16 protein-coding genes and 1 riboswitch are annotated in these 23,375 nt (G+C 72.4%); of the genes, 7 read left to right on the forward strand and 9 right to left on the reverse strand.

All coding sequences use genetic code 11. The annotated features are described in order from the left end of the window. Nucleotide 1: 1 nt before the first annotated feature. From VF746_28265 to VF746_28280, 4 genes are all read right to left on the reverse strand, one after another. Entirely contained in the window at nt 2–499 is a 498-nt protein-coding gene (locus VF746_28265; GenBank protein HEX8696346.1) for a GNAT family N-acetyltransferase, read from the reverse strand. Beyond that, nucleotides 496–1,488 carry an NAD-dependent epimerase/dehydratase family protein gene (locus VF746_28270; protein ID HEX8696347.1) on the reverse strand — a complete coding sequence of 331 codons (993 nt, stop codon included), beginning with the start codon at nt 1,486–1,488 and terminating at the stop codon, nt 496–498. The genes VF746_28265 and VF746_28270 overlap by 4 nt, the downstream gene beginning before the upstream one ends. A gap of 456 nt (nt 1,489–1,944) precedes the next feature. Continuing rightward, nucleotides 1,945–2,637 (reverse strand): HAD family hydrolase, encoded by a 693-nt coding sequence (locus tag VF746_28275; protein HEX8696348.1) that lies wholly within the window; start codon nt 2,635–2,637, stop codon nt 1,945–1,947. A gap of 144 nt (nt 2,638–2,781) precedes the next feature. Then, a complete protein-coding gene (locus VF746_28280) occupies nt 2,782–4,248 on the reverse strand; it encodes a trypsin-like peptidase domain-containing protein (protein HEX8696349.1) in 1,467 nt (488 codons plus the stop codon). Nucleotides 4,249–4,860: 612 nt separating this feature from the next. Between VF746_28280 and VF746_28285 the strand changes: the two genes are divergently transcribed. Further along, on the forward strand, nt 4,861–5,079 hold the full coding sequence (locus VF746_28285) for a KTSC domain-containing protein (protein HEX8696350.1): 219 nt from the start codon (nt 4,861–4,863) through the stop codon (nt 5,077–5,079). An 81-nt stretch (nt 5,080–5,160) separates the two neighbouring features. On the opposite strand, the gene VF746_28290 is transcribed toward VF746_28285, so the two are convergent. The 3 genes from VF746_28290 to VF746_28300 all read right to left on the reverse strand — a co-directional run bounded on the left by VF746_28290 (nt 5,161) and on the right by VF746_28300 (nt 9,625). Then, on the reverse strand, nt 5,161–7,284 hold the full coding sequence (locus tag VF746_28290; protein HEX8696351.1) for a prolyl oligopeptidase family serine peptidase: 2,124 nt from the start codon (nt 7,282–7,284) through the stop codon (nt 5,161–5,163). 357 nt (nt 7,285–7,641) lie between these two features. Next, complete coding sequence (locus VF746_28295) at nt 7,642–8,679, reverse strand: ABC transporter permease (GenBank protein HEX8696352.1); 1,038 nt, start codon at nt 8,677–8,679, stop codon at nt 7,642–7,644. Next, nucleotides 8,672–9,625 carry an ABC transporter ATP-binding protein gene (locus tag VF746_28300; GenBank protein HEX8696353.1) on the reverse strand — a complete coding sequence of 318 codons (954 nt, stop codon included), beginning with the start codon at nt 9,623–9,625 and terminating at the stop codon, nt 8,672–8,674. The genes VF746_28295 and VF746_28300 overlap by 8 nt, the downstream gene beginning before the upstream one ends. Nucleotides 9,626–9,823: 198 nt before the next feature. On the opposite strand from VF746_28300, the gene VF746_28305 reads away from it, so the two are divergent. The 6 genes from VF746_28305 to VF746_28330 all read left to right on the forward strand — a co-directional run bounded on the left by VF746_28305 (nt 9,824) and on the right by VF746_28330 (nt 17,593). Next, nucleotides 9,824–10,186, forward strand: coding sequence for a hypothetical protein (locus VF746_28305; GenBank protein ID HEX8696354.1), 363 nt, complete (start codon nt 9,824–9,826; stop codon nt 10,184–10,186). 519 nt (nt 10,187–10,705) lie between these two features. After that, nucleotides 10,706–10,802: riboswitch (cyclic di-GMP riboswitch) on the forward strand. A 12-nt stretch (nt 10,803–10,814) separates the two neighbouring features. Continuing rightward, nucleotides 10,815–11,501 carry a M23 family metallopeptidase gene (locus VF746_28310; protein ID HEX8696355.1) on the forward strand — a complete coding sequence of 229 codons (687 nt, stop codon included), beginning with the start codon at nt 10,815–10,817 and terminating at the stop codon, nt 11,499–11,501. A gap of 544 nt (nt 11,502–12,045) precedes the next feature. Beyond that, nucleotides 12,046–12,555, forward strand: a complete 510-nt coding sequence (locus VF746_28315) for a hypothetical protein (protein ID HEX8696356.1) — start codon at nt 12,046–12,048, stop codon at nt 12,553–12,555. A gap of 383 nt (nt 12,556–12,938) precedes the next feature. Beyond that, entirely contained in the window at nt 12,939–13,247 is a 309-nt protein-coding gene (locus VF746_28320; protein ID HEX8696357.1) for a PadR family transcriptional regulator, read from the forward strand. A gap of 1 nt (nt 13,248) precedes the next feature. Beyond that, nucleotides 13,249–15,918, forward strand: coding sequence for an ABC transporter permease (locus VF746_28325; GenBank protein ID HEX8696358.1), 2,670 nt, complete (start codon nt 13,249–13,251; stop codon nt 15,916–15,918). Between the two features lie 214 nt (nt 15,919–16,132). Beyond that, nucleotides 16,133–17,593: a surface-adhesin E family protein gene (locus tag VF746_28330; protein HEX8696359.1), complete on the forward strand. Its 1,461-nt coding sequence runs from the start codon at nt 16,133–16,135 to the stop codon at nt 17,591–17,593. Nucleotides 17,594–18,173: 580 nt separating this feature from the next. On the opposite strand, the gene VF746_28335 is transcribed toward VF746_28330, so the two are convergent. Further along, a complete protein-coding gene (locus tag VF746_28335; protein ID HEX8696360.1) occupies nt 18,174–21,362 on the reverse strand; it encodes a hypothetical protein in 3,189 nt (1,062 codons plus the stop codon). Nucleotides 21,363–21,888: 526 nt separating this feature from the next. Then, complete coding sequence (argH, locus tag VF746_28340; GenBank protein HEX8696361.1) at nt 21,889–23,307, reverse strand: argininosuccinate lyase; 1,419 nt, start codon at nt 23,305–23,307, stop codon at nt 21,889–21,891. Between the last annotated feature and the right edge of the window lie 68 nt (nt 23,308–23,375).

A 23,375-nucleotide genomic window follows, 5' to 3' on the forward strand; every position in this document is an offset into this window, starting at 1 on the left:
GTCAGTACGGCTCGCCCGAGAAGCGCATGTAGGGGACGGGGACGAAGCCGAGGCGCTCGTAGAGCGGGCGGCCGTCCTCGGTCGTGTGGAGCACCAGGTCGTCGACGCCTGCCTCGCGCGCCCAGGCCAGCAGCTCTCGCATCAGCCCCTCGGCCAGGCCGCCGCGCCGCCACGCCGGCTCGGTGTAGACGTTCACGATCCACCCCTGCACGGGCGCCTCGGCCAGGCGCCCGTCCGCCGTGGGGCGCGGCATCAGCGCGCGGAGCTGCACGCCCGCGCTGGCGGCCACCTCGTCCGGCCGCTCCGCGGGGACGGCGACCCACGCCACGTACTCGCCCGCGGGGATCGCCCGCTCGTAGAAGGCGCGCGACGCGGCCACCAGCGGCGCGTAGAGCTCCTCGGCGAGGCCGCCGATCTCGCGGAACATCTCGGCGCGCTGGCGGGCGAGCGCCTCCGCGTCGGCGGCGGTGGCGCGGCGGACGCCGAAGCGATCGCTCATCCGCCGCTTCCGCGCGCGTGCCACTCGGCCAGCAGCTCCGCCTCGCGCCCGGGGGAGAGGCCGCCGTTGCGCGCCTCCGCCTTCCGCGTGGGCTCCCAGGCCGCCGTGTCGCGCGCGGACTCGGCCAGCGGGCGCAGGCGCAGGCCCGCCTCCACGGCGCGGCGGTTGGAGAGCGTGAAGAAGTCGGCCTCGGACGGGTCGGCCCAGAACGGCAGGTCTTCGCCCCAGGGCTTGAAGCCGCGGGCGTGCAGGAAGGCGTCGTCCACCCAGGTGAAGCGCGCGTCGGAGCCCGCCACGTCGCGGATGGTCTCCAGCATCCCGCCGAGGGTGGTGGGCCGGTCGGGGCCGACGGCGTTGAAGGTGCCGGACGTCCTCTCCGTGGCCGCGTGGAGGAGGAAGGCGGCCAGGTCGCGCGCGTCGATCCCCTGCACGGGGCGCGCGGGATCGCCGGGAGCCAGCACCTCGCCGCCCCGGCCCACGCGGCGCACCCAGTACGGGAAGCGGTCGGTGTAGTCGCCGGGGCCGATCACCACGCCGGGGCGTACGATCGCCGCGTCGGGACGGCGCTCCCGCACCACCGTCTCGCACGCCACCTTCATCGGCCCGTAGGCGCCGCCCCTCCAGCTGGTGCTCGTCCAGTCGGGGTCGTAGAGCGGCCCGTCCTCGTCCATCCCGGCGCGCGGCGCTGCGCTGTAGACGGAGATGGTGGAGACGAACACGTAGTGCCCCGCCGTCGCGGCGGTCGCCTCCACCGAGCGGCGCACCCAGGCGGGCACGTACCCGGAGGTGTCGATCACCGCGTCGAACGTCCTCGCCCCGAGCTGCCCCAGCCCCTCCGCGCGGTCGCCGGCGACGTGCTCCACGCCCGGGAAGGCACGCGGATCCGTCTTCCCGCGGTTGAAGAGCGTCACCTCGTCGCCGCGCGCGAGCGCCATCTCCACCAGGTGCCGCCCGATGAAGCGCGTCCCCCCCAGCACCAGCAGCCGCATCTCTCTGTCTTTCTTGAGATTGTCGAGTCGAAACAGCCAACGGCAACGGCAACTACGGGTTTGGGCGTGTCCCCCTCAAGGGGGCCGGGCTGCGCGCGCCGTAGGGCAACAAACAACGTTGCCCAACGGCGCCGGGCCACGGTCGCGCCAAACCCCACGGCGCGCCCGCGTCCCGGCCCTCCGGGCGCGCATCCCTCACGCGGGGTTCGTCGCACGAAGCGCCTTGCGGTCCGTAGGGGCGAGCATGCGAGTCCGAGCACAGGTGGCATCGGCGCCGAGGCCGCCTGCCGCGCATGTACTGGCATCCGCCGGGCGAGGCATGCCTCGCCCCTACGAGGATCCCGCTCCCGCAGCGAAGCCGCAGAGTCCACCCTCTCCCGAAGTTGGGAGAGGGTTGCCGCTCTAAGGCGGCGGGTGAGGGCCCCCGCGCCGGAGCCCGCCGAGCGCGCGAAGACCTCACCCCGTGATCGCCTCCCACACCGCGTCCACGTCGCCCAGGTCGCGGAAGACGTGGTCGGGCCCGCACGCCGCCAGCTCGTCGAAAGGGTGCTTCCCCGTCGCGACGGCGATGGTGCGCACTCCCAGGTGCGCTCCGCACGCCACGTCCAGCGGCGTGTCGCCGATGATCACGATCTCCTTCCCCGCGAACTCGAGGCCCACCGCCTCACGCGCCCGCCGCGCCGCGATGGCCGGCAGCTCGGGGCGGTGCGCGTGGTCGGACCCGAACGCCCCCACGCGGAAGCGGTCGAAGCCGAGCCCCGCCGCCTCCAGCTTGATGCGCGCGCCCTCGCGCACGTTGCCGGTGAGCAGCCCGGGCACCAGCGGCGCGCCCGCCCCCTCGATGCGCTCCAGGAGCGGGGCCACGCCGGGGAGCGGCCGCACCTCCACCGTGCGGATCTCGCGCTCCAGGTTCTCCACGTAGCGCCGCCACAGCTCCGGCAGCCCCGCGTCGATCGTTCCGTCTTCGATCCCGCCCGCGCGCAGCAGGTCGCGCACGATCTCCGGGTCGGTGCGCCCCGCGAACGAGTATTCGCCGATCGGCCCCGTGGTGCCGAACACCGCCACGAGGGCGTCGCGCACGGCGCGCTTCCCCGCCCCGTCCGCCCGCAGCAGGGTCCCGTCGATGTCGAAGAGGATCAGGCGGCGCATGAACTTCCAGTGCTAAGTGCTAAGTGCGAAGTGCGAAGTGCGTCGGATGGAAGCTCCGTACCGCCGCGCGGGCACCCAACGTAGAGGAGCCCCGGCGGGTCGGCCACCCCGCCGGGGCTCCCCGGACCTGTCTCGTGGCCGCGGCTATCCGCCGATGCTGAACTGCACGGAGCCGACGCGGCCGTTGCGCTCCACGTACAGCACCACCCAGCCGCGCACCTGCTGCAGCACCTGCGCGGCCTCCTCGGCCGAATTCACGCGCACGCGGTTGACCTGCAGGATCAGGTCGCCCTCGCGCAGGCCCACGTTGCGCGCCTCCTCCGAGAGGCCCACGATCAGCGCGCCGCGCTCGCTCGCCAGGCCGCGCTCCGAGCGGATGGCGGGGGTGAGCGTCACCAGCTGGAAGTCGCGCAGCGCCTGGATGCGCTCGGCCGTCATCGAGGGGATGTCGCCCGCCGTCACCCGCACCGAGCGCTCGGCGCCGCCCTCCGAGACGCGCACGTCCACCGTCTGCCCGAACGCCGTGTTCAGCAGCGCCGCGTCCCAGTCCAGGGGCGTGCGCACGGGCTTGCGCCCCACGGCGCGGATCACCATCCCCTCGCGCAGCCCCGAGCGCGCGGCGGGCGAGCCGGGGACCACGCGCGAGATGCGCACCCCCTGCATCCGCCGGAGTCCCTCGGCGGGGACCGCCTCCACCTCGGCGCCCACCCAGGCGCGGCGGATGCGCCCGTCGTCGGCCAGGTCCAGTGCGATGCGGCGCGCCCGGTTGATCGGGATGGCGAAGCCCAGCCCCTCGCTCCCGCCGGTGCTGGAGAGGATCGACGAGTTGACGCCCACCACCTCGCCCAGCGCGTTCACCAGCGGTCCGCCCGAGTTGCCGGGGTTGATGGCCGCGTCGGTCTGGATCATGTCCAGGTAGTAGCCGCGCTGCCCGTCGTTCTGGGGGATGATGTTGCGCCCGGTGGCGCTCACCACCCCGGCGCTCACGCTCGGCTCCGAGTTGGAGAGGAGGAAGCCGAACGGGTTGCCGATAGCCACCACCCACTCACCCGTCATCAGCCCGTCCGAGTCGCCCAGCGGCGCCACCGCGAGCGCGCCACCGCGCACGCCCTGCAGCCGCAGCAGCGCCAGGTCGTTGATCTCGTCGGTGCCCACCACCTCGGCGTCGAGCTCGCGCCCGTCGGCCAGGGTGACCACCACCGCGCTGGCGCCGCGCACCACGTGCTCGTTGGTGAGCACCAGCCCGTCCTCGCGGATGACGAACCCCGAGCCGAGCCCCGCCACCTCGCGCGCGGCGCCCGGCGGCAGCATCAGCTCCTCGAAGATCGAGCGCGGCACCACCCGCTCTCTCCGCACCACGTTCACGCTCACCACCGCCGGCGCCACCCGCTCGGCCGCGGCCACGATCGCCGTCCGCCGCGACGAGTCGAGCTGCGCCGCCGCCCGCTGGCGCGTGAGCCCGGGCTCGACCTTCGGCCACTCGGCCGGGGCGGCGCCGCCGCCGGGGGCCTGCCCGTGCGCCCCCTCCTCGGCGGGGCTCTCGCGGCAGGCGGCCAGTACCAGGAAGGCGATGGCGATGCGGTGCAGGCGCGTCAGGCGTCGCTGGGTCATGGGCTCGCTATCCGTCTGCTGAAGGGGTCGGCAGAGTCGCGCCTGCGTTTGATGCCGGAGAGGCGCGCAGAGTTCCCCACCGTCCGAGCCGACACGATTCCACCCCCCGCCCCGCCGCCGCAAGCCCCGCCGGTGACCCTCACTGGACTCTAATCCTCGGAGACAGCCACCCGCGCGGCCGCCGGCAGCCCCCGCCCCTGGCGCGCTTGGCGCGCGACGGGCGGGACGCAGTCCATCATCGTCAATCAGCCGATGTCATCCCGAAGGCGCCGCTGCACCGATCCCGCATCCGCGCCAGATCTCGGCGGCGCCTGAGGGATCTACTCCGCCTTCCTGGCGGCTGGTCTGATGCGCGACAGGCAGCGCCCAGACTGGTGTTCTCCCTCTCCCGCGCAGCGGGGGAGGGCCGGGGAGGGGGCACCTCGCCCGCCGCCGCACCGATGCCGGTCGGAGCAGAAAGTACCCACGGTGAACACCGGCGCGATCCCGCGCGGCGTCTGTGCTCCCTCGCCACAAGTGTACGAAGTGAACGCTTCTTGCTAGAGGGGTTTCTCCCCGGGCGCCGAGCGGTTTCGGCACCGAGACCCAGGAGCAAGGAGCGGGACCGTGAAGATGCAGCGCGTGGACTCGTCGGCCGTGAGCCGGGTGGGATACGAGGAGCCGGAGCACCTGCTGCGGCTGGAGTTCAGCAACGGCGGCGTCTACGACTACCTGGAGGTGCCCGAGGAGGAGGTCGGGCAGCTTCTCCAGTCCGACTCCATCGGCCGCTACGTGAACCGCCGGATCAAGCCGCGCTACCGCCACCGGCTGGTGCGTCCGCCGCGGGCATAACCCAAGTGCGAAGTGCGAGGTGCGAAGTGCGAAGTGCGCCATCGCAATCAGCACTTCGCACTCAGGACTTCGCACTTCGCACTATTTCTTCAGCACCCGGTCGAAGAACTCCGCGACCGCCGAGTTCACCCGCACCCAGTTGGCGTGGCGCATGAAGTGGTGCGTGTCGTCGGGGATCACCAGCTCCTCGTAGGGGACGCCCGCCGCCTCCAGGCGCCGCGCCAGGTCCACCGTCTGGCTGAAGCGCACGTTGCGGTCGTCGTCGCCGTGGACCAGCAGCACCGGCGACCTCCAGGTGGCCACCGACGCCACCGGCGACGACCGCCACGCCACCTCGGCCGCCTGCTCGCGGTCGTTCTTCTCGTAGCGCCACTCCATCCCCCCGAAGCGCCGCCCGCCGTCGGACGTGAAGTCGTGCACCCCGTGCAGGTCCACCCCCGCCGCGAAGAGGTCGGAGTCGCGCGCCAGGGCCAGCGCCGTGAGGTACCCGCCGTACGAGCCGCCGTAGATCCCGATCCGCCGCGCGTCCACCTGCGGCAGCAGGCGCAGGTACTCCCCGGCCGCCTTCACGTCCTGGTACTCCGCGGCGCCCTGCGCCCCCGCGCTCGGCGGGCGGTGGAAGTCGTGGCCGTAGCCGATCCCCAGCCGGTAGTTGACCGCCAGCACCACGTAGCCCCGGCCGGCCAGGTACTGGTTCACGGCGTACGCGTTCGAGTAGTAGTCCGAGTAGTGCCAGCCCAGCAGCATCTGCCGCGGCGGACCGCCGTGCACGAACACCACCGCCGGCTTCTTCGCCGGCCCGCCGGGGCGCTCGAAGAGCTGCGCGTGCACCACCACGCCGTCCGGCGCGCGGAAGGTCACCTGCCGCGGGACGACGAGCCGCGCCGCCGGGTAGTCCGCCGGGATGCGCTCCTCGCCGATCCAGCGCGCCGCGCCGCCCTCCACCGGCATCACCGCGGCGAGCGGCGGGCGCCGCGCCTCGGCCCCGATGAACGCAATCGCCTGCCCGTCGCCGGTCACCACCGGCGTCCACTCCAGCCCCGCGCCGGGCGTGAGCACCCGGGGCGCGGCGCGGTCGACGGGCACCGTCACCACGTGGCGCCGGTCGATGTCGCCGGGGTCGGAGCCCGCGTTGCCGGCGAACACCAGGAAGCGCCGGTCGGGGCTCAGGATGACGTACTCGGCCATGTAGCCGCCCGGCGTGAGCAGGAGCGGCTCGCCCCCGGTCTCGGCGATCGAGTAGAGGTGCGGCCAACCGTCCAGGTAGGAGAGGAAGACGATCCGCCCGCCCGCGGCCCAGTGCAGGTTGGTGCCGCCGTGCGTGGTGGGGAGCGAGCCGAGGAGCGTCGCGGGGCTCTTCCACAGCAGCCGGGCCTCGCCCGTGGCGGCGTCGGCCGTCCAGATCGCCCACGGGACGGGGCGGCGCTCCAGGACCGGCTCGGGCGGCCCCCCGGCGCCCGGCCGGCGCACGAAGGCGATCCGCCGCCCGTCCGGCGACCAGCGCGGCGAGCCGTCGCGCGAGGTGGAGGGCGCCAGCCAGAGGATCGGGGTGGAGTCGTTTGCGTAGACGCCGACGAACGAGTGGTCGCCGCGGCCGGAGACGAAGGCCAAGCGCGACCCGTCGGGCGACCACCGCGGGTCGCCGTTGTCGCCGCGCGCGGTGAAGAGGCGCTTCGCCGGGGCCGAGCCGTCCACCGGCGCCGTCCACACCTGCCGGTCACGCACGAAGGCGATGCGGTCGCCGCGCGGGGAGAGCACGGGCTCGTCGCCGTCCGCAATGAGCTTCGGCTCGCCCCCCGCGAACGGCACCGACCAGATCTGCACCTTCGGCGGGACGGGCGCGAACGTCGGGTTGACCGGCACGTCCTCGTCGAAGTTGGAGCCGTGGTCCCCGCCGCGCGCGTAGACCACGTACCGGCCGTCGGCCGAGACCTGGATCGCGGTCAGCTCCTGTCCGTCGTCCTCGTCGTACGGCGTGAGCCGGCGCGCCCTCCACTCCGGCCCTTCCGCCACCCAGACGTTGCGCTTCCCCTGCTCGTTGAGCGCCCAGGCGATCCGGCTTCCCGACGCCGAGGCGGCGAGCCCGTTGGGGAACGGGTAGCTCTTCACCTGCTCCATCGTGAAGCCGCCCTGCCCGAGCGCGGGCCCGGCGCAGGCGCCCAGCAGGCAGAGGATGCCGAGGGAGCGGAGGATGGGTTTCGGCATGGGATGGCCTTACGTGGGGGGAGGAGTTGCGAATAGGGTGAATCGTCCTGTCATGCGCGAACCCTCGTTCACCCGTCGCGCGAAGCGCCGAAGTCCCTCCCCTGAAGTTCGGGGGAGGGACAGGCGCCCCAGGCGCCAGGGCGGGGGCTGCCGCGGCCGCGCCGGAGCCGGTGGCGGAACGGAGCCACGGTAGCGAGCTTCGTGCAGAGACTGCCCATAGATCCTTCGGGAGCGTCCAACCATCTGTGCGAATGCAAGTTACGCGCGGACGCCCCCTCAGGATGACATCTCCTTGTGGACACCGGCCCCCTCGCACTTCGCACTTCGCACTTCGCACTTCGCACTTCGCACTCGGACTTACTGCCAGCGGAAGATCCGCAGCGCCAGGACGAACGTGACCACCGTCCACGCGGCCAGGATCGCCACCTCGTGGGCGTACGCGGGGAACGGGAGACCGTCGTTGTAGACGGCGCGCAGGGCGTCGACCATGGCGGTGAGCGGGAGCGCCTGGATGAGCGGCTGCACGGCGTCGGGGTAGCGCGAGGCGGAGAAGAACACGCCCGACACCACGAACATCGGCAGCATCACCAGGTTCAGGATCCCGCTCACCCCCTCGATGGTGCGCGGCCGCGCCGAGCAGAGCAGCCCCAGCCCCGAGAAGGCGATCCCGCCCAGGAGCGCCACCCCCGCCAGCGCCAGCAGCGACCCGCGCACCTGCACCCCGAACGCCAGCCAGGCGAAGATCACGATCGGCGGCACCTCCAGCACGATGAACGACATGCGGGCGACGATCTGCGACACCAGGAAGTCGCGGCGGCGCATCGGCGTGGCGGTCAGGCGCTTGAGCTGCTTCTTGGAGCGCATCTGCACCAGCCCGAAGGCGATCCCCCACATCCCCGTGCTCATCAGGTTCAGCCCGATGAGCCCCGGGATCACCCAGTCGATGTAGCGCCCGCCCGGCTGCCGCTCGCGGTCCTCGCTCGTCGCCACCGGCCGGGTGCCCCCCGCGCCGCGCTGCACCGCCGCGTCGGCCACGAGCCGCGCCGCCCGGCTCTCGTCGCGCGCGGGGTCGTAGCGGTAGACCAGCGTGTCGCGCCCCGCCAGCAGCACCCCCACGTCGCCCTTGCGCAGCGCACGCTCCGCCTCGTCGGGCGAGAGCACGCGCGCCTCCACCTCGGCCGAGGCCCGCAGCGCCGGCAGGTAGCGCTCGGCCACGCTGCCGCGCTCCACCCCCACCCGCGCCCGCTCCGCCGGCGACTCGCGGAAGGCGAGCCCCAGCCCGATCGCCATCATGATCGGGAAGACGAAGGTCCAGAACAGCGCCTCGGGCTCGCGCAGGAAGCTGTTGAGCCGCAGCAGGATCAGCTCGCGCAGGGGGGAGAGCCGCTCACTCATCGCGCAGGGCCCGCCCGGTGAGTGCCAGGAACACGTCGTCGAGCGTGGCGTGGTGGGTGTTGAGGCTGGTCAGCTCGCCGCCCGCGCGGCCGATGAGCGCCAGCAGGGCCGGGACGGCGCGGTGCGGCTCCTCCACCGCCAGCAGCGTGGTGTCGGCGCGCGGGGTGACGCGGGTGATGCCGGGAATCGTGCGCAGCGCCGCCTCGTCCGGCGCCGGCGTGGCGGCGAACTCGATCACGTGCGCGCCGCCCAGCGAGCGGATCAGCTCGGCGGGGGTGCCCTGGGCGATGATCTCGCCGCGGTCCATGACGGCCACCCGGTCGGCCAGGCGCTGGGCCTCGTCCATGAAGTGCGTGGTGAGCAGGATGGTGCCGCCCTTCGCCCGGAACGCCTCGGCCACGTCCCACAGCTGCCGCCGCGACTGCGGGTCGAGCCCCGTGGTGGGCTCGTCCAGGAAGAGCACGTCGGGGCTGCCGGCCAGCGCGCACGCCACCGACAGCCGCTGCCGCTGCCCGCCGGAGAGGCTGCGCACCTGCGTCCTGCGCTTGTCGCCGAGCTGCACGAAGTCGATCAGCTCGTCCACCGAGGGCCCCCGCGGATAGAACGAGCGGAAGAGGCGCACGATCTCCTCGGCGGTGGCCCGGTCGGAGAACTCGCTCTCCTGGAGCTGCACCCCCAGCCGCTCGCGGATGGCGGGGGCGTCGCGCTCCCAGCGCATCCCCAGCACCTCCACCTCGCCCCCGTCGCGCGGGGTGAGGCCCTCCAGGATCTCCACCGTGGTGGTCTTCCCCGCCCCGTTGGGCCCCAGCAGCCCGAAGCACTCGCCGCGGCGCACCTCCAGGTCCAGCGCCTTCACCGCCACCGTGTCGCCGAAGCGCTTGTGCAGCCCCCGGCAGCGGATCGCCGGGGCCCCGTCGGTGGACGCGGTCGGAAGGGTCGAAAACAAGCGGGCGCGGCTCGGTAGAAGAACGTGGCGTCGGGAACGGCGGACAATCTACACGACAAAAGACGGATGGGCAGGAGGGGTCTGGCCCCTCCTGCGTATCCATCGTCTCCTGCCGCCGCTTGTCCACTTTGTCCTTTCCAGATCCGCTGAATCGTGGTACCTTTGGGGAAATCAGCGCTCCCCTTCCAGGAGAACGGCTTGAGCAACAGGAAGATCTCCGTGGAGGTGGACGAAGAAACCGCCCGCCTCATCGAGGAAGTTGTGCGTGCCGAGGAGCGCAGCGAATCCCGGATCGCCGCGGAGGCGCTGGAGCTGTACGTCCGTCTCCCCGACGCCGGGCGTGTATCTCTTCGCTACGTGCTGGCGAACGGGACGCCGGACGACTTCGCCCGCATGCTGCGCGAGGTCGCGCGCGCAATGCTCGATGCCAGGTATGAGATCTCGCACGCCCGTTTGATCGCGTCGATCAAGATCGAAAATCCCGAGCGGTTCCAGACGGAGGAAGACATCATCGCCGAAGCCGTGCGCCTGACCTCGTTCCCGCAAAAGCAGCCCGACTGAGTTCCTCCGCACGTCTGCCCTCCGATTATGCTGACCACCGGCGCGTCGCGGATCTGCACGCGTCCATGGCAGCTCTCCATTTGGATCTCCGCACAGTGTGGATCAGGGAAACGCCGGACAGGTTTATACGCCGATCGTCTGACAGGTAGGCGCGCCCGCAACCGACACTATGACAAGGATCGTTCCAAGATCCGCAACCTTTCTTTCCCGAGCAACGGCGCTTCCGGATCTCCGCACGCCCACGACAGCGACGTCCTATCAGTTTTCAGGGCACCGACTTACGTCGGTCGGTGTATGGGGCGGCGAGCGGAAACTCTGGCGCGTGGGCGGAGGGCGCATTATCATGGGCGGCGTTCCTGCTCACAATCGCGCCACACCGGAGCCACGCCCCCGCGGCGGACGTGTGCGTTCGGCCGTTTCCGTTCACGCCAGGCAGAGGAGACCAGGACCGCGCCGGGCAGTTCGCGGTACGCAGTCCGAGTGGTACGCAGCCCACCCCGGCCCGGAGGAGCCGGGATCTCACGACAACGGCAAACCCGTCGAAAGGCGGGGACGCAAAGCTACGAGGCTACCGCGGGCGCGCCGCACGCACCGCCACGCCAGTCGAGCCGCCGAACGAGACAACGCCATGCACGCCACACTCTCACACCCCCCGATCCGGTTCGTCTTGCGCGTCGTCGTCACCCTGCTCACGCTCTGCTTCGCGGCGGCCGCGGCCTCCGTGAGCCTGTCGGCCCAGACTCCCGCCTCGGCGCGGATGTCGGCGCTGCTCGAGGAGGCGCGCCGCACCTCGGAGCGCACCAATCCGCGCGGGGAGCCGGCCGCCGAGCCCGCGCAGCAGCCCCGGCGCCTGGGCCTGCTGGTCCCCGTGCTGGGGATCACCCCGGACCGCCTGCGCAACACCTACGACGACTCGCGCTCGGGCGGGCGCCGGCACGACGCCATCGACATCCACGCCCCGCGCGGCACGCCGGTGGTGGCGACCACCGACGGCACCATCATCAAGCTGCACAGCGGCGCGCGCGGCGGGCTGTCGCTCTACCAGATGGACGACGACGGCCGCACCCGCTACTACTACGCGCACTTGGACCATTACGCCCCCGGTGTCGCCGAGGGCGTGCGGGTGCGCCGCGGCCAGGTGATCGGCTACGTGGGCGACACGGGGAACGCCCAGCCCGGCGACTACCACCTGCACTTCTCCATCGCCGTGCTGCGCGACCGCTCGCGCTGGTGGTCGGGCGAGAACCTGAACCCGTTCTACATCCTGCGCCGCTCCTACGAGCGGATCACCGGCGCCCGCGACCGCGACAACTAGCGCCGGACGCGCGGGACGATCGAAGACACGGCCGGGGCGAGCAGCCCCGGCCGTTCGCGTTTCTGTCCGGCGTCGGCGCCGGTGCGGCAACCCCCGCCCTGGCGCTGCGCGCGACGAAACCAGGCGCAGAGCGAGGTGGCACGGCGAGGGGTCGGGGAGAACCGGGACCGGGGAGCCGGGGACACGCCGAGCCGCGCGTTCCTCGTTGTGAAAGGTCGAAACCCGCGCTCGACCCCTTGCCTCGGCGCCAGCGAGTGAATATACTCAGGGGCGAGCATTTTAAGACTTAATACGACAAACCGGCACATCGCACCATCCAAACGGTTCGCGAGAATTCACCACGCGGCTCCGCTCATCCTGCGCGCGAGCAAAGCGGGTTACGCGGACTGGCCCAAGCGCGTTTCGAGACTTTTAGCAATCCACTGTGTGCACTCGAGTCGTCCGTTCCCCAGCCGCCCCGGACCGGGACGGACGCACGCGATCCGGGGCAGCCATCTCGGGAGGTTCCACCATGCTTCTGCGTTGCATTCCTCTGGGAGCGGCCGTGGTGCTGGCGCTCGCGGCCTGCTCCGACCAGCCCACCGCGCCCCGCCAGGGCCTCGGCTCGACGCCGCACGCCTCCGTCACGCCGGGCCGCGTGGCGATGCACCGGCTGTTCAATGCGGCCACCAACGACCACCAGTACTCGGTGTACCCGTACACGGACACTCCCCCCTACACCCTCGAGCACTACAACTACTTTTTCCTCGAGCCCGCCCCCACCAGCGGGCACATCCCTCTCTTTATCTGCGTGCCGGGGGCGTCGTCGACGAGCAGCGACCACTGGCTCTCCACCGACCCGGGTTGCGAGGGCCGCGATGTCATCGTGGTGGAGGCGTATTCGGGCTACATGGCCACGTCGCAGCTTCCCGGCACCGTTCCGCTGTACCGCCAGTACAACGCGCTGCTGGATGACACCTTCCACACGATCAGCCTGTCGGAGGCCCAGTACGCGGAGGCCCACTACAACTACTCGACCCCGGTGTTGATGGGCTACGTCTACCTCACGGAGTGAGCCGGCCCGCGTAGGGCGGGGCGCGGGGCGTGGAGCAGGTGACAGCCCGCCGGGCGGGTGGCCCGGCGGGCTGGATTTTTCCCCGTCGGTTCTACTGTCGGTTGCTGCTGCGAGATGCTGAGCGCGGCGGTAGGAATCGTGTGGATTGCGTGCGCACATCCGGTGATTTCGCCGTTTTCCGAGCATCTTGCCGGGGCTGCCGCGGCTTACGTGATCTGCGAGGCTTTCCGTCGTTGTAGCCGCGGCTTTGGCCGCCTTTTCGATCGAGAAGCTTGACAGCGCGGCGGGAGACCGCGCATCTTCCCCTCACGTGATTAGGTGAACGTCTTGAGGGGAGAGATGCCGTGGCCGGGGACGACTCGCTCGACCTGATCTAGGGGACGCTGGCCGTCCTCATCCTGCGCACCCTCTCGTGGGGGCCGATGCACGGCTACGGGATCTCGCAGTGGATCCGCGGCCGCACACAGGAGGTGCTGGACGTGCAGGACGCGGCGCTCTACCAGGCGCTGCGGCGCATGGAGCGCAAGGGGTGGATCGAGGCGCAGTGGGGAGTCTCTGAGAACAACCGCCGCGCCCGCTACTACTCGCTCACCCCCGCGGGGCGCGAGCAGCTGCGCACGCAGACCTCCACCTGGCGGCGCTACGCCGAGGCCGTCTTCCGCGTGCTGGACCCCGCGCCGGAGGAGGCCTGACATGCCGCGCATCCCGGGCGTCCGCCGCGTCTTCCGCCTCCCCTGGCGCACGCGCGCCGACATCGGCGCCGAGGTGGACGAGGAGCTCCAGTTCCACCTGGACATGCGCGCCGACGAGCTGGCGCGCGGCGGGATGGAGCGCGAGGCGGCCCTGGCCCAGGCGCGCCGCGAGTTCGGCGACCTGGAGGAGGCGCGCCGCTTCTGCCGCGACATGGACGCGCGCCTGGAGCGGCGCTCCCGCCGGGCGGACTGGCTGGACGGCCTGGCCCAGGACCTCCGCTTCACCGCGCGCTCGCTCCTGGCCAACCCCGGCTTCACGGCGGCCGCGGTGCTGGCGCTGGCGCTGGGGACGGGCGCGACCACGGTGATCTTCAGCGCGGTGGACACGGTGCTGCTGCGCCCGCTCCCGGTGGCGGAGCCCGGCGGGCTGGTGACGCTGCGGGTGGAGGAGGGCGACGGCTCGCTGGCGGGGGGCGTGTCGTACCCGTTCTACCGCGAGGTGCGCGCGGCGGGCGCCCGCGCGCTGGACGTGGCCGCCGCGCACTACGGCGAGGTCTCCTTCCGCGCCGGCGACCAGGCGGAGGTGGTGCTGGGGGTGGACGCGTCGGACAACTACTTCGGCGTGCTGGGCGTGCGCCCGGCGCTGGGGCGGCTGTTCGGCCCGGCGGAGGAGCCGGTGGGGGCGAGCCCGGCGGTGGTGATCAGCCACGCGTTCTGGCGGCGCCGCTTCGGGGGCGACCCGGGGGTGGTGGGGCGGACGGTGCGGCTCAACCGCGCGCCGTTCACCGTGGTCGGCGTGGCGCCGGAGGGGTTCGGGGGGACGATCGTGGGGGTGAGCGCCGACGTGTGGGTGCCGGTCTCGGCGTACGAGCTCCTGCACCCGGGGCGCTCGCTGGCGCGCGAGCGCGGGGGGCACACCTGGCTCAACCTCATCGGCCGGCGGCGGCCGGGGGTCACGCGCGAGGGGACGGAAGCCGCGCTCGACGCGGCGCTGCGCTCGGTCCCGCCCGAGTTTCCCTCCGCCAGCCCCAACCGCGGCGCGCGGCTGCAGCCGCTGACGGGGGTGCCCCCCCAGGCGCGCGGCGCGGCCACCCTGTTCATGTCGCTGCTGCTGGCCACGGCGGCGCTGGTGATGCTGATCGCCAGCACCAACGTGGCGGGGATGCTGCTGGCGCGCGCCGCGGCCCGCCAGCGCGAGATCGCCATCCGGCTGGCGATCGGCGCGGGGCGGGGGCGGCTGGTGCGGCAGCTCCTCACCGAGAGCGTGGTGCTCTTCCTGTTGGGCGGGGCGGGCGGGACCCTGCTGGCGGTGTGGGCCGTGCGCCTGCTGCGCGGCGTGCGCCTGCCGCTCCCGGTGCAGGTGTCGCTCGACTTCCCCGTCGACCTGCGGGTGCTGGCCTTCGCGCTCTCCGTGTCGCTGGTGACGGGGCTCGTCTTCGGGCTGGCGCCGGCGGTGGCGGCGTCGCGACCCTCGCTGGTGCCGGCGCTCAAGGAGGGGAGCCCCCGGGGCGGGCGCCGCGGCCGGCTGCGGGGCGCGTTCGTGGTGGGGCAGCTCGCCATGTCGCTCCTGCTGCTGCTGTCGGCGGGGCTCTTCGTGCGGGCGCTGCAGCGGGCGCTGGCGGTGGACACGGGGTTCGACCCCGACGGGGTGGTGGTGGCGTCGCTGGACCTGGGCGCGCACGGCTACGACGCGGAGCGTGGGCAGCGGCTGCAGCGCGAGCTGCTGGAGCGCGTCCGCGCCACGCCGGGGGTGCTGGCGGCCGGGCTGGCAACGATGGTGCCGCTCTCGGGGGAGTGGGACGAGACGCGGGTGCGCCCGGCGGAGGGCGGCGACACGGCGGCCGCGGGCTTCAACGCGGTGGACGGCGAGTACTTCCGCACGCTGGGGATCCCCCTGCTGGCCGGCCGCACGTTCACCGACCGGGACCGCACGGGCGCGCCGCCGGTGGTGGTGATCAACCGCACGCTGGGAGAAAGGCTGTGGCCCGGCCGGAGCCCGGTGGGGCAGCGGATGCAGGCCAACGGCATGGAGGCGGAGGTGGTGGGGGTGGTGCCGGACGGGAAGTACGAGTCGATCCGCGAGGAGCCCCGCGCGTTCCTCTACGTCCCCGCGGGGCAGGTGTACAGCGAGCGGGTAACGCTGCACGTGCGGGCCGCGCCGGGCGCGGAGGGCGCGGCACTGGGGGCGCTGCGCCGCGAGCTGCGCGCGCTGGACCCCGACCTGCCGCTCGGCGCGCCGATGCCGATGGCGGCCATGACGGGCGCCGCGCTGGTGCCGCAGCGGATCGCGGCGTGGCTGATCGGGCTGTTCGGGGTGGTGGGGCTGGTGCTGGCGGCGGTGGGCGTGTACGGCCTGCTCGCCTACTCGGTGAGCCAGCGCACGCGGGAGATCGGGGTGCGCATGGCGCTGGGGGCGGAGCGCGCCGCGGTGCTGCGGCTGGTGCTGGGCCAGGGGGCGGCGCTGGTCGCGGCGGGCGTGGCGGTGGGGCTCGCGGGCGCGCTGGCGGCCAGCCGCGTGCTGGCGGGGATGCTGTACGGCCTGAGCGCCACCGACCCGCTCACCTTCGTGGCCGTGCCGCTCCTGGTGGCCGCCGCGGGGCTGCTGGCGAGCTGGCTCCCCGCGCGGCGGGCGACCCGGGTGGACCCGCTGGTGGCCCTGCGGGCGGATTGATACCGATCCGGAAAAATTTGGCGTTCGGGGCGTATGTACATTATCCTTGCCACAGCGATTCGGGGGCGCGGCTGTTGGCGTAGAAAAAAGTCGGCGACCCGGACGACGCTGGAACCCGGGGTTTCCGGAACGAGCTGACGGGGGCGGCCTACCGGGCGCCCGTCGTATTTTCCGGAGCCGCCCCGGCCACCCCCGGCCCTTCATTCGATCACCCGTGCGATACGCTGCATTCCTCCTCCTGCTCATGTCCGCCCCGGTGGCCGCTCAGCCGGCGCCCAGCGCGCCCCTGGCCGATCACTTCCGGTTCCTGGTCGGCTCGTCCGAGCGTCGCTTCGAGGACATCACCGGCGTCGATAGCCTGGGCCCGGGAGTCCGCTCCAGTACGTACCTCTTCCCGGAAGCCCGCATGGCGCGGGTCGAGACCTCGCCCGAGGGGACCCGCTACGTTGCCGTGATGGATCCCGAACCCCCGGCGTCTCTCGATCGCCGCGCCGGGTCTCTCGTTGCGGAGCTGTCGCGGGTACTGCCGGGGTTCACCCTCCTGAAGGACGATACCACGGGGGTGGCGCGCTTCGTCGAGTGCCGGGCGGGGTCCGGGGGCACGACGCTGTCGGTGGGGTCTGCCGGCACGGGTGCCACCCGTTCGCTGACCATCTCTCTGCTGCGCCCGGTGGCCCGGTGCCCGGAGAACACCGGGCCGCAGCCCGTGCCGCTGAGTCTGCCGGATAGCCGCTGGACCCGGGTGGCGGCGTCCGCGGATCACGTCCACGCGGTGGATCTAGGGTCCGTCATTCCGGAGGGCCGGTACCGGCTGGCATGGGTACGGGTCACGCCCCGCACCGCTGGCGGCGCGGGGAAGCCGTCGTACGAGCACCAGTTCCAGCGGAACCGCTATTCCTGTCCCGAGCGGCGGTTCGAGACGGTCCACGGCGCCAACGTGGCCGGCGGTCGGGTGATCTGGGAGACGGGCTCGAATGGACGCTGGACGGAGCCGGCAGATTCGAGCGTCGGTGCTTCCACCGTGGCGGCCGTCTGCGCGGCGGCGCCGGCGGGCACATTCAACGGCGTCGGGGGGGCGCAGGACTTCCCACCCGCCTGGGTCCGCGGCTCAGCCCCTCCCGTCCCGGCCCCGCTCCCGCCGCTGGAGCCGGCTTCCCGCTTCACTCACGTCTATTCGACCCTTCTGGGAGAGCAGTACCTGCTCGATCCACAGACCGTGCAGGCGGTGGATACGCTCCGCTATGCGTGGGTCAAGGTCGTATCCCGCCTCTCCCTGACGATCGAGAACACTCCCTTCGACTACTCCCTGAATCACTTCGCCTTCGACTGCCGGCGCTCTCGGGTGCGGCTGGGACGCGTCGCGTACGTCCGGGCGGACAGCGTCGTGCTTCAGGGCTACGGCGTGGACGAGTGGACCGAGATGCGGTCGAATCCGCTGGTGCGGCGGGTGTGCCGTGCTCGCGTCCCGGCGCCGACGAGCACCCCGCCTTTAGAGGATGGACCCGGAGCCGGGGTACCGAAGCGGGGCGGTGCTGCGGCTGGTGCTGGGCCAGGGGGCGGTGCTGATCGCGGTCGGAGTGCGCTCCGGGTGGCCGCCGCGGGGCTGCTGGCGAGCTGGCTCCCCGCGCGGCGGGCGACCCGGGTGGACCCCCTGGTGGCGTTGCGGGCGGATTGATGAAGACCGGATGATCAGCCGGTGCTGGCTGTCATCCTGAGGCCCAATCACACAGCGCCAGCAAAATGCTGGAATGATCGCAGGGCCGAAGGATCTACCAGCCGCCGCCACGTAGGTGGGGCGCGGCAGCGGCACGGATGGCGACTGCGCTTCATCCCTCGATCGCCAGGTTGTTTCATCCGGATTCGGCTGAACGACAGGCCGATCGGGGGATGTGCCTGGCGGGCATCCGTGCCGCTGCCGCGCCCAACCCACCTGCCAAGGTGAGAAGATTCTTCGGCCCTGCGGTCATTCGTGCCGATGCCGGTTCCGTGTGGCCGGGCCTCAGAATGACAGCGAACGGAACAATGAACAGAGCGGGAGCGGCGAGGGTGACTCGCGGCTCCCGCTCTCACGTCGGTCCGGCTTCGATCTACAGGTGCAGCCGGAGCGCGGCGATCTGGCCGGCGACGGCGTCGGGGGCGGTGCCGCCGGTGCCGGAACGCGCGGCCAGCGACGCCTCGGGCGAGAAGAGCGCGGCGAAGTCGGCGCCCTCGAAGTGCGGCGACAGGCGGGCGAAGACGCTTCAGAGGCTGGGCCCCTAGGGACCGATGGGACCGGGCACCCCCGGCAGACCGGGCAGACCGGGCAGACCGGCAGCCCCAGGCACCCCCGGCACACCGGGCAGACCGGGCACACCGGCAGCCCCGGGCACGCCGGCGAGCCCCTGCGGGCCGATTGGACCGATCGGTCCAATCGGTCCCGGGGGGCCGGCAGGTCCGATTCCCCCCAGTCCGCCCACTCCGCCCGGTACCGCCACGCCCGGCGGCACCGGCAGGAGCGACGGGTGGATGAGGCTGGCCTCGTCCACCAGCTTGTCGGGGTCCACGTTCAGCAGCGTCAGCAGCCCCTTGAGCGCTTCGCCGTACGCGCCCGGCGCCGCGAGCTGCACGATGGTCGCGGCGCCCACGTCCGCCAGCAGGTTGGCCGCGTCGGGGTCGTCGGGCCGCACGTCGGAGATCACCAGGGCGCGGTCGCCCTCGAAGCCCACGATGGGAAGCCGCCACAGCGCATGGTCGCCATCGAAGTTGGCCAGCTCCGGGGCGTCGTCGCGCAGGGCGGGGGACGCCTGCGCCTCCTGCGCCAGGATGCCGAAGTAGTAGGTGCGGTTGCGGTTGATGTGGCGAAACAGCGGGTTGTGAGACGTGTCGATGAACTGCGGATTGGGGTTCAGCTCGCGCTTCTGGGTGGCGTTGGGCGCGGCCACCGTCACCTCCAGCCCCGTCGCGAAGGTCTCCGTCTGCTCCGGCGCCGTCGCGGGCGATCCGCCGAACCAGAAGCGGAGCTGGTTCACCGTCACCCTGGCGCTGGCAAAGATCTGACCGAGGTTGGACCCCAGCAGCGACAGCGGCAACACGGGCGGACGAAGGCTCAGGGAGAGGTCCACCTCCCCCAGCACGCCGGGAAGGGTGGGGGTGATCGCCAGCCAGCGGCGGACGCTTCCCGCGCCCGGGGTGAGGCGCACCGTCACGGTCTGGTCGCCGATGGCGATGCTCAGGTCGGCTTCGAAGAGCGTCGCGGAGTAGTCGACGGCCACGTGCACCGCCGAGATGGGCGCGCCGCCCGCCAGCCGGTTGACGACGGCGTTCCCCAGCACGTCGAAGTGCGGGGCCAGCCGCGGCTCCAGCAGGGCCGGCTCGAAGAGCCGGCGGTACTCGAAGGCGATCTCTTCGTCCGTGAACAGCGGCTGCAGCGGGCCCTGCGCCGGTGCGGCGACGCGCACGCTGGTCACCTCCACCACGTCCTCCACGTGCGTGCTCACGGCATAGTTCTCGTACACCGTCCAGTGCAGCAGGTTGGAGACGCGCGACAGCAGCGGCGACACCTGCCCCACCTGCCGCGCCGCCGTGGTCTGCAGGTCGCGCAGCGCGCTGGACGCCATGCGCACCGTGCGGTTCACCTCGGAACGGGCCGTCTGCAGCAGCGAGTTCACCTGCAGCGAGGTGTTCACCCGGCTGGTGGTGTTGGCCCCGGCAAAGAGGCCGGCCCCGGTGCGGACCCCCAGCTCGGCGCCGGAACTGCCCCCGAAAAGCCCGCCGATCGCCGCGCCCACGGATCCCAGCACGCCTCCCAGCCTGCCGACCCCTTTCCCGCCCAGCCTGCCGAAGCCGCTGGCGCTCACCCGGGTTTCCGAGCGGGTGGCCACGTCGAGCAGCGTGTCCACGCTGGAGGCCTGGTTCATCACGTTGCGCACCAGTTCCTGTGCCAGCGCGGTGGCCTGGTCCACCGACTCGGTCACGCGCTCCGCCGCCTGCTCGGCCGTGCGCACCACGTCCTGCACGATCTTTCCCGGGTCCAGCGCGTCCACCGCGGTGATCTCGCCCAGCGTGTATCCCAGCAGCATCCACTCCTGCCGTAACCGCACCAGGTAGCGCCGGGGCGGGTTGCGCCGCGCCAGGCCCGTGGAAGCGGTGGGCAGGACGTCCCCTCCCTGGTTCGCGTAGGTGAAGGTGGTGGGCGAGGGGACCGCGGTGACGGTGAAGGTGCCGTGGAAGCTGGCGTCGGCCGTGCCGCCGATGCTCACTTTGTCGCCGGGCGCCAGGCCGTGGGGCGTCTCCGTGACGATGGTGGCGACGGCCACGGCCCCCGCACGGGCGATGGACTTCACGTCCGCCCCCACGCTGATGCGCGGGACGGTGAGCCGCCGCACCAGACGCGTGCGCCCGGAGCGAAAGTCGTCGGGCGCCGCCAGGTTGCCCAGGACGGGGTCGGGAAGGCGGCCCATCAGGCGCGTGACGTCCTCGCACAGCTCCACGGTGAAGTCGCTCGGCAGGCGCTCCAGCGGGTTGTCGATCGTGGGAAGCAGCGAGGTCGGAAGACTCGGGACGATGAACTCCACCAGCACGTGCTGCGTGGTGGCGGGAACCGTAACCAGCTGCGACTGCGTGAGGTCCAGCAGCGACACCTCGCCGTCGCTGGCGGTGCCTGCGGCGCGCGTGGGAAAGCGAAGCAGCGCCAGGCCGATGGAGTTGGTGGTGGTGAGGTCCACGAGCTTGGTGCGGATGGCCTGCGCACTTGGTGCGAACGTGGCCGTCACCGATGGCGGGCCCGGGTTCGCGTAGCTGAACGTGTTCGGCGCGGCGGGAACGGTGGGGATCACGGTGACCGCGCCGTCGAAGCTCGCGTCCCCGGTCTGGACGGTCACACTGTCCCCCACCACCAGGTTGTGGGGCAGGGTCGTCGTGATCGTCGCCACCAGGCCGACTGCGTCCCGTGCCGCGGTGCCCACCTGGAACTTCGTGTGCTCCACCAGCCGCAGCCCGATTCCCGGCAGGGTATTTCCGCTGGTGTCGCGCACCAGCGCCAGCACCACGGGCACGCGGCGCCCGTCGCTATGCTGGGTGGCGTAGTGGCTCAGGACGGGCGGGTTGTTGAGCAGCTGCTGCAGGGGGGAGCCGGCCTGGGCGATTCCGGCCGTGAAACCGGGGAAGGCGGTGAGGGCGGCTTTCTGCACGCCGGAATGCAGGAAGAGCTGCGGCGGTTTGTAGGTCGCAAGGTGGTCGGCGATCCCCGCCTGCAGGGTTCCCTGAACCATCGGCCCGATCGCCGCCTTCAGCATCTCCTGCGTCGCGGCGGTCCCGACGCTGTGCGTCACCTGCGTCTGGACGAGCGGCGCGACCTTCTTCGCCACCGCCTCGTCAATCAGCTCCTGGATGTCCGGTGCGGCCGCGGGGGCCGGCGCTCCGGTGCCTGCCAGCAGCTTGCTGAACCATCCGGTACCGTTTGCCATGAAGGAGCCTCAATGAAAGAGATGGATGATACGGAAAGGCCGATTCAGGCATATACGCGCCCAGCAGCCACAAATGCAAGGATTCTGGTACCCGCGTCGAAGGGACACCGGGAAGGCAGGCGGCAGTGAGCGGGAGGGACTGGCGTCCGGAGCGGAGCCGCGGCCTCAAGCGCAGAGGGCCGGCGGCGGATGCGTTGCGTCGGCGGACAAACGCGCGGTACACCATCGGCGCCAGGATCAGCGCCATGCCGAGCAGCTTTGCCAGCCGTGCGCCGCTACCCGCCGCGGGACTCGTCGCCGTCGGCACGGCAAGCACCGGCAGCGCAACTCGCTGTTTGATATCATTCAGGGCGGTGACCCGCGGCTAGTCCTGCAGTGCCGGATTGCTGCCAGGGAGTCAACGGAGAAACGACTCTGCTGACTCCCTTGATTCCGTGTGAAACATTTCCAGATCTCACCTAACGAACAGAGCGGGAGCGGCGAGGGTGGCTCGCGGCTCCCGCTCTCACGTCGGTCCGGCTTCGATCTACAGGTGCAGCCGGAGCGCGGCGATCTGGCCGGCGACGGCGTCGGGGGCGGTGCCGCCGGTGCCGGAGCGGGCGGCGAGCGACGCCTCGGGCGAGAAGAGCGCGGCGAAGTCGGCGCCCTCGAAGTGCGGCGACAGGCGGGCGAAGACGCGCGGCTCCAGCTCGTTCAGCCCGCACCCCAGCTCCTCGGCGGCGCGCACCAGGCGGCCCACCGTGCCGTGCGCCTCGCGGAAGGGCACGCCGCGGCGCACCAGGAAGTCGGCCAGGTCGGTGGCCAGCATGGCGGCGTCGACGGCGGCCCGGCAGCGCCCGGCGTCGATCTCCATCGTCCGCACCGTGCCGGAGACGGCGGGAAGGAGCGACTCCAGGGTGTCGAAGGCGTCGAAGAGGGCCTCCTTGTCTTCCTGGAGGTCCTTGTTGTAGCCGGACGGCAGCCCCTTGAGCGTCGCCAGCACCCCGGTCAGCCCGCCGATCAGGCGCCCGGCCTTGCCGCGGGCCAGCTCCATGGCGTCGGGGTTGCGCTTCTGCGGCATCAGCGAGCTACCGGTGGAGAAGCGGTCCGACAGCGTCACGAAGCCCCACTCCTGCGAGGAGAAGAGCACCAGGTCCTCCGCCAGCCGCGAGAGGTGCACCCCCACCATCGCGGCCACGAACAGCAGCTCCGCCACCCAGTCGCGGTCGGCCACGGCGTCGATGGAGTTGGCCGAGACGCCGTGGAAGCCGAGCGTCTCCTTGAGCAGCACGCGGTCGACCGGGAACGGGCACCCGGCGATGGCGCCCGAGCCGAGCGGGAGCACGGCCACGCGCTCGCGCGCCTCGGCCAGCCGCTGGCGGTCGCGCGCCAGGGGCCAGGCGTGCGAGAGGAGCCAGTGCGCGGCGGACACGGGCTGCGCGCGCTGCAGGTGGGTGTACGCCGGCATCACCGTCGCCCGGTGCGACTCCGCCTGCTCCAGCAGGGCGCGCTGCAGGTCGCGCAGCGCCGCGTCGAGCCGCGCCACCGCGCCGAAGGCCCAGAGGCGCGAGTCGGTGGCCACCTGGTCGTTGCGCGAGCGGCCGGTGTGCAGCTTCCCGGCGACGTCGCCCGCCTCCTCGTAGAGCAGGCGCTCCACCAGCGAGTGCACGTCCTCGTCGGGCGCCGCCTTCCAGTCGTCCTCCGTCCACCGCTCCAGCCGCGCGGCCACGCGGTCGAGCCCCGCGCAGAGGGCCAGCCACTCGGCGTGGGTGAGCACCCCGGCCGCGGCGATGGCGCCCGCCCACGCCTGGCTCCCGGCGATATCCTCGCGCCAGAGGCGGCGGTCGACGGGGAGCGAGCGGTTGAGCCGGTCCATCTCCTGGGCCGGCTCGGCCGCGAACCGGCCGCCCCAGAGGCGGGGGGCGGGGATCGGCTCCGTGGCGAGCGAAAGAGCGGTGTCGGTCATCGGTGCCTCGCGTAGACGAAAAAGTGCCCAGGTTCTAGTGCCCAGTGCTCCGCGCCGAGGCCCCTTTC

Source organism: Longimicrobium sp., assembly GCA_036389795.1.
Lineage (GTDB): Bacteria > Gemmatimonadota > Gemmatimonadetes > Longimicrobiales > Longimicrobiaceae > Longimicrobium.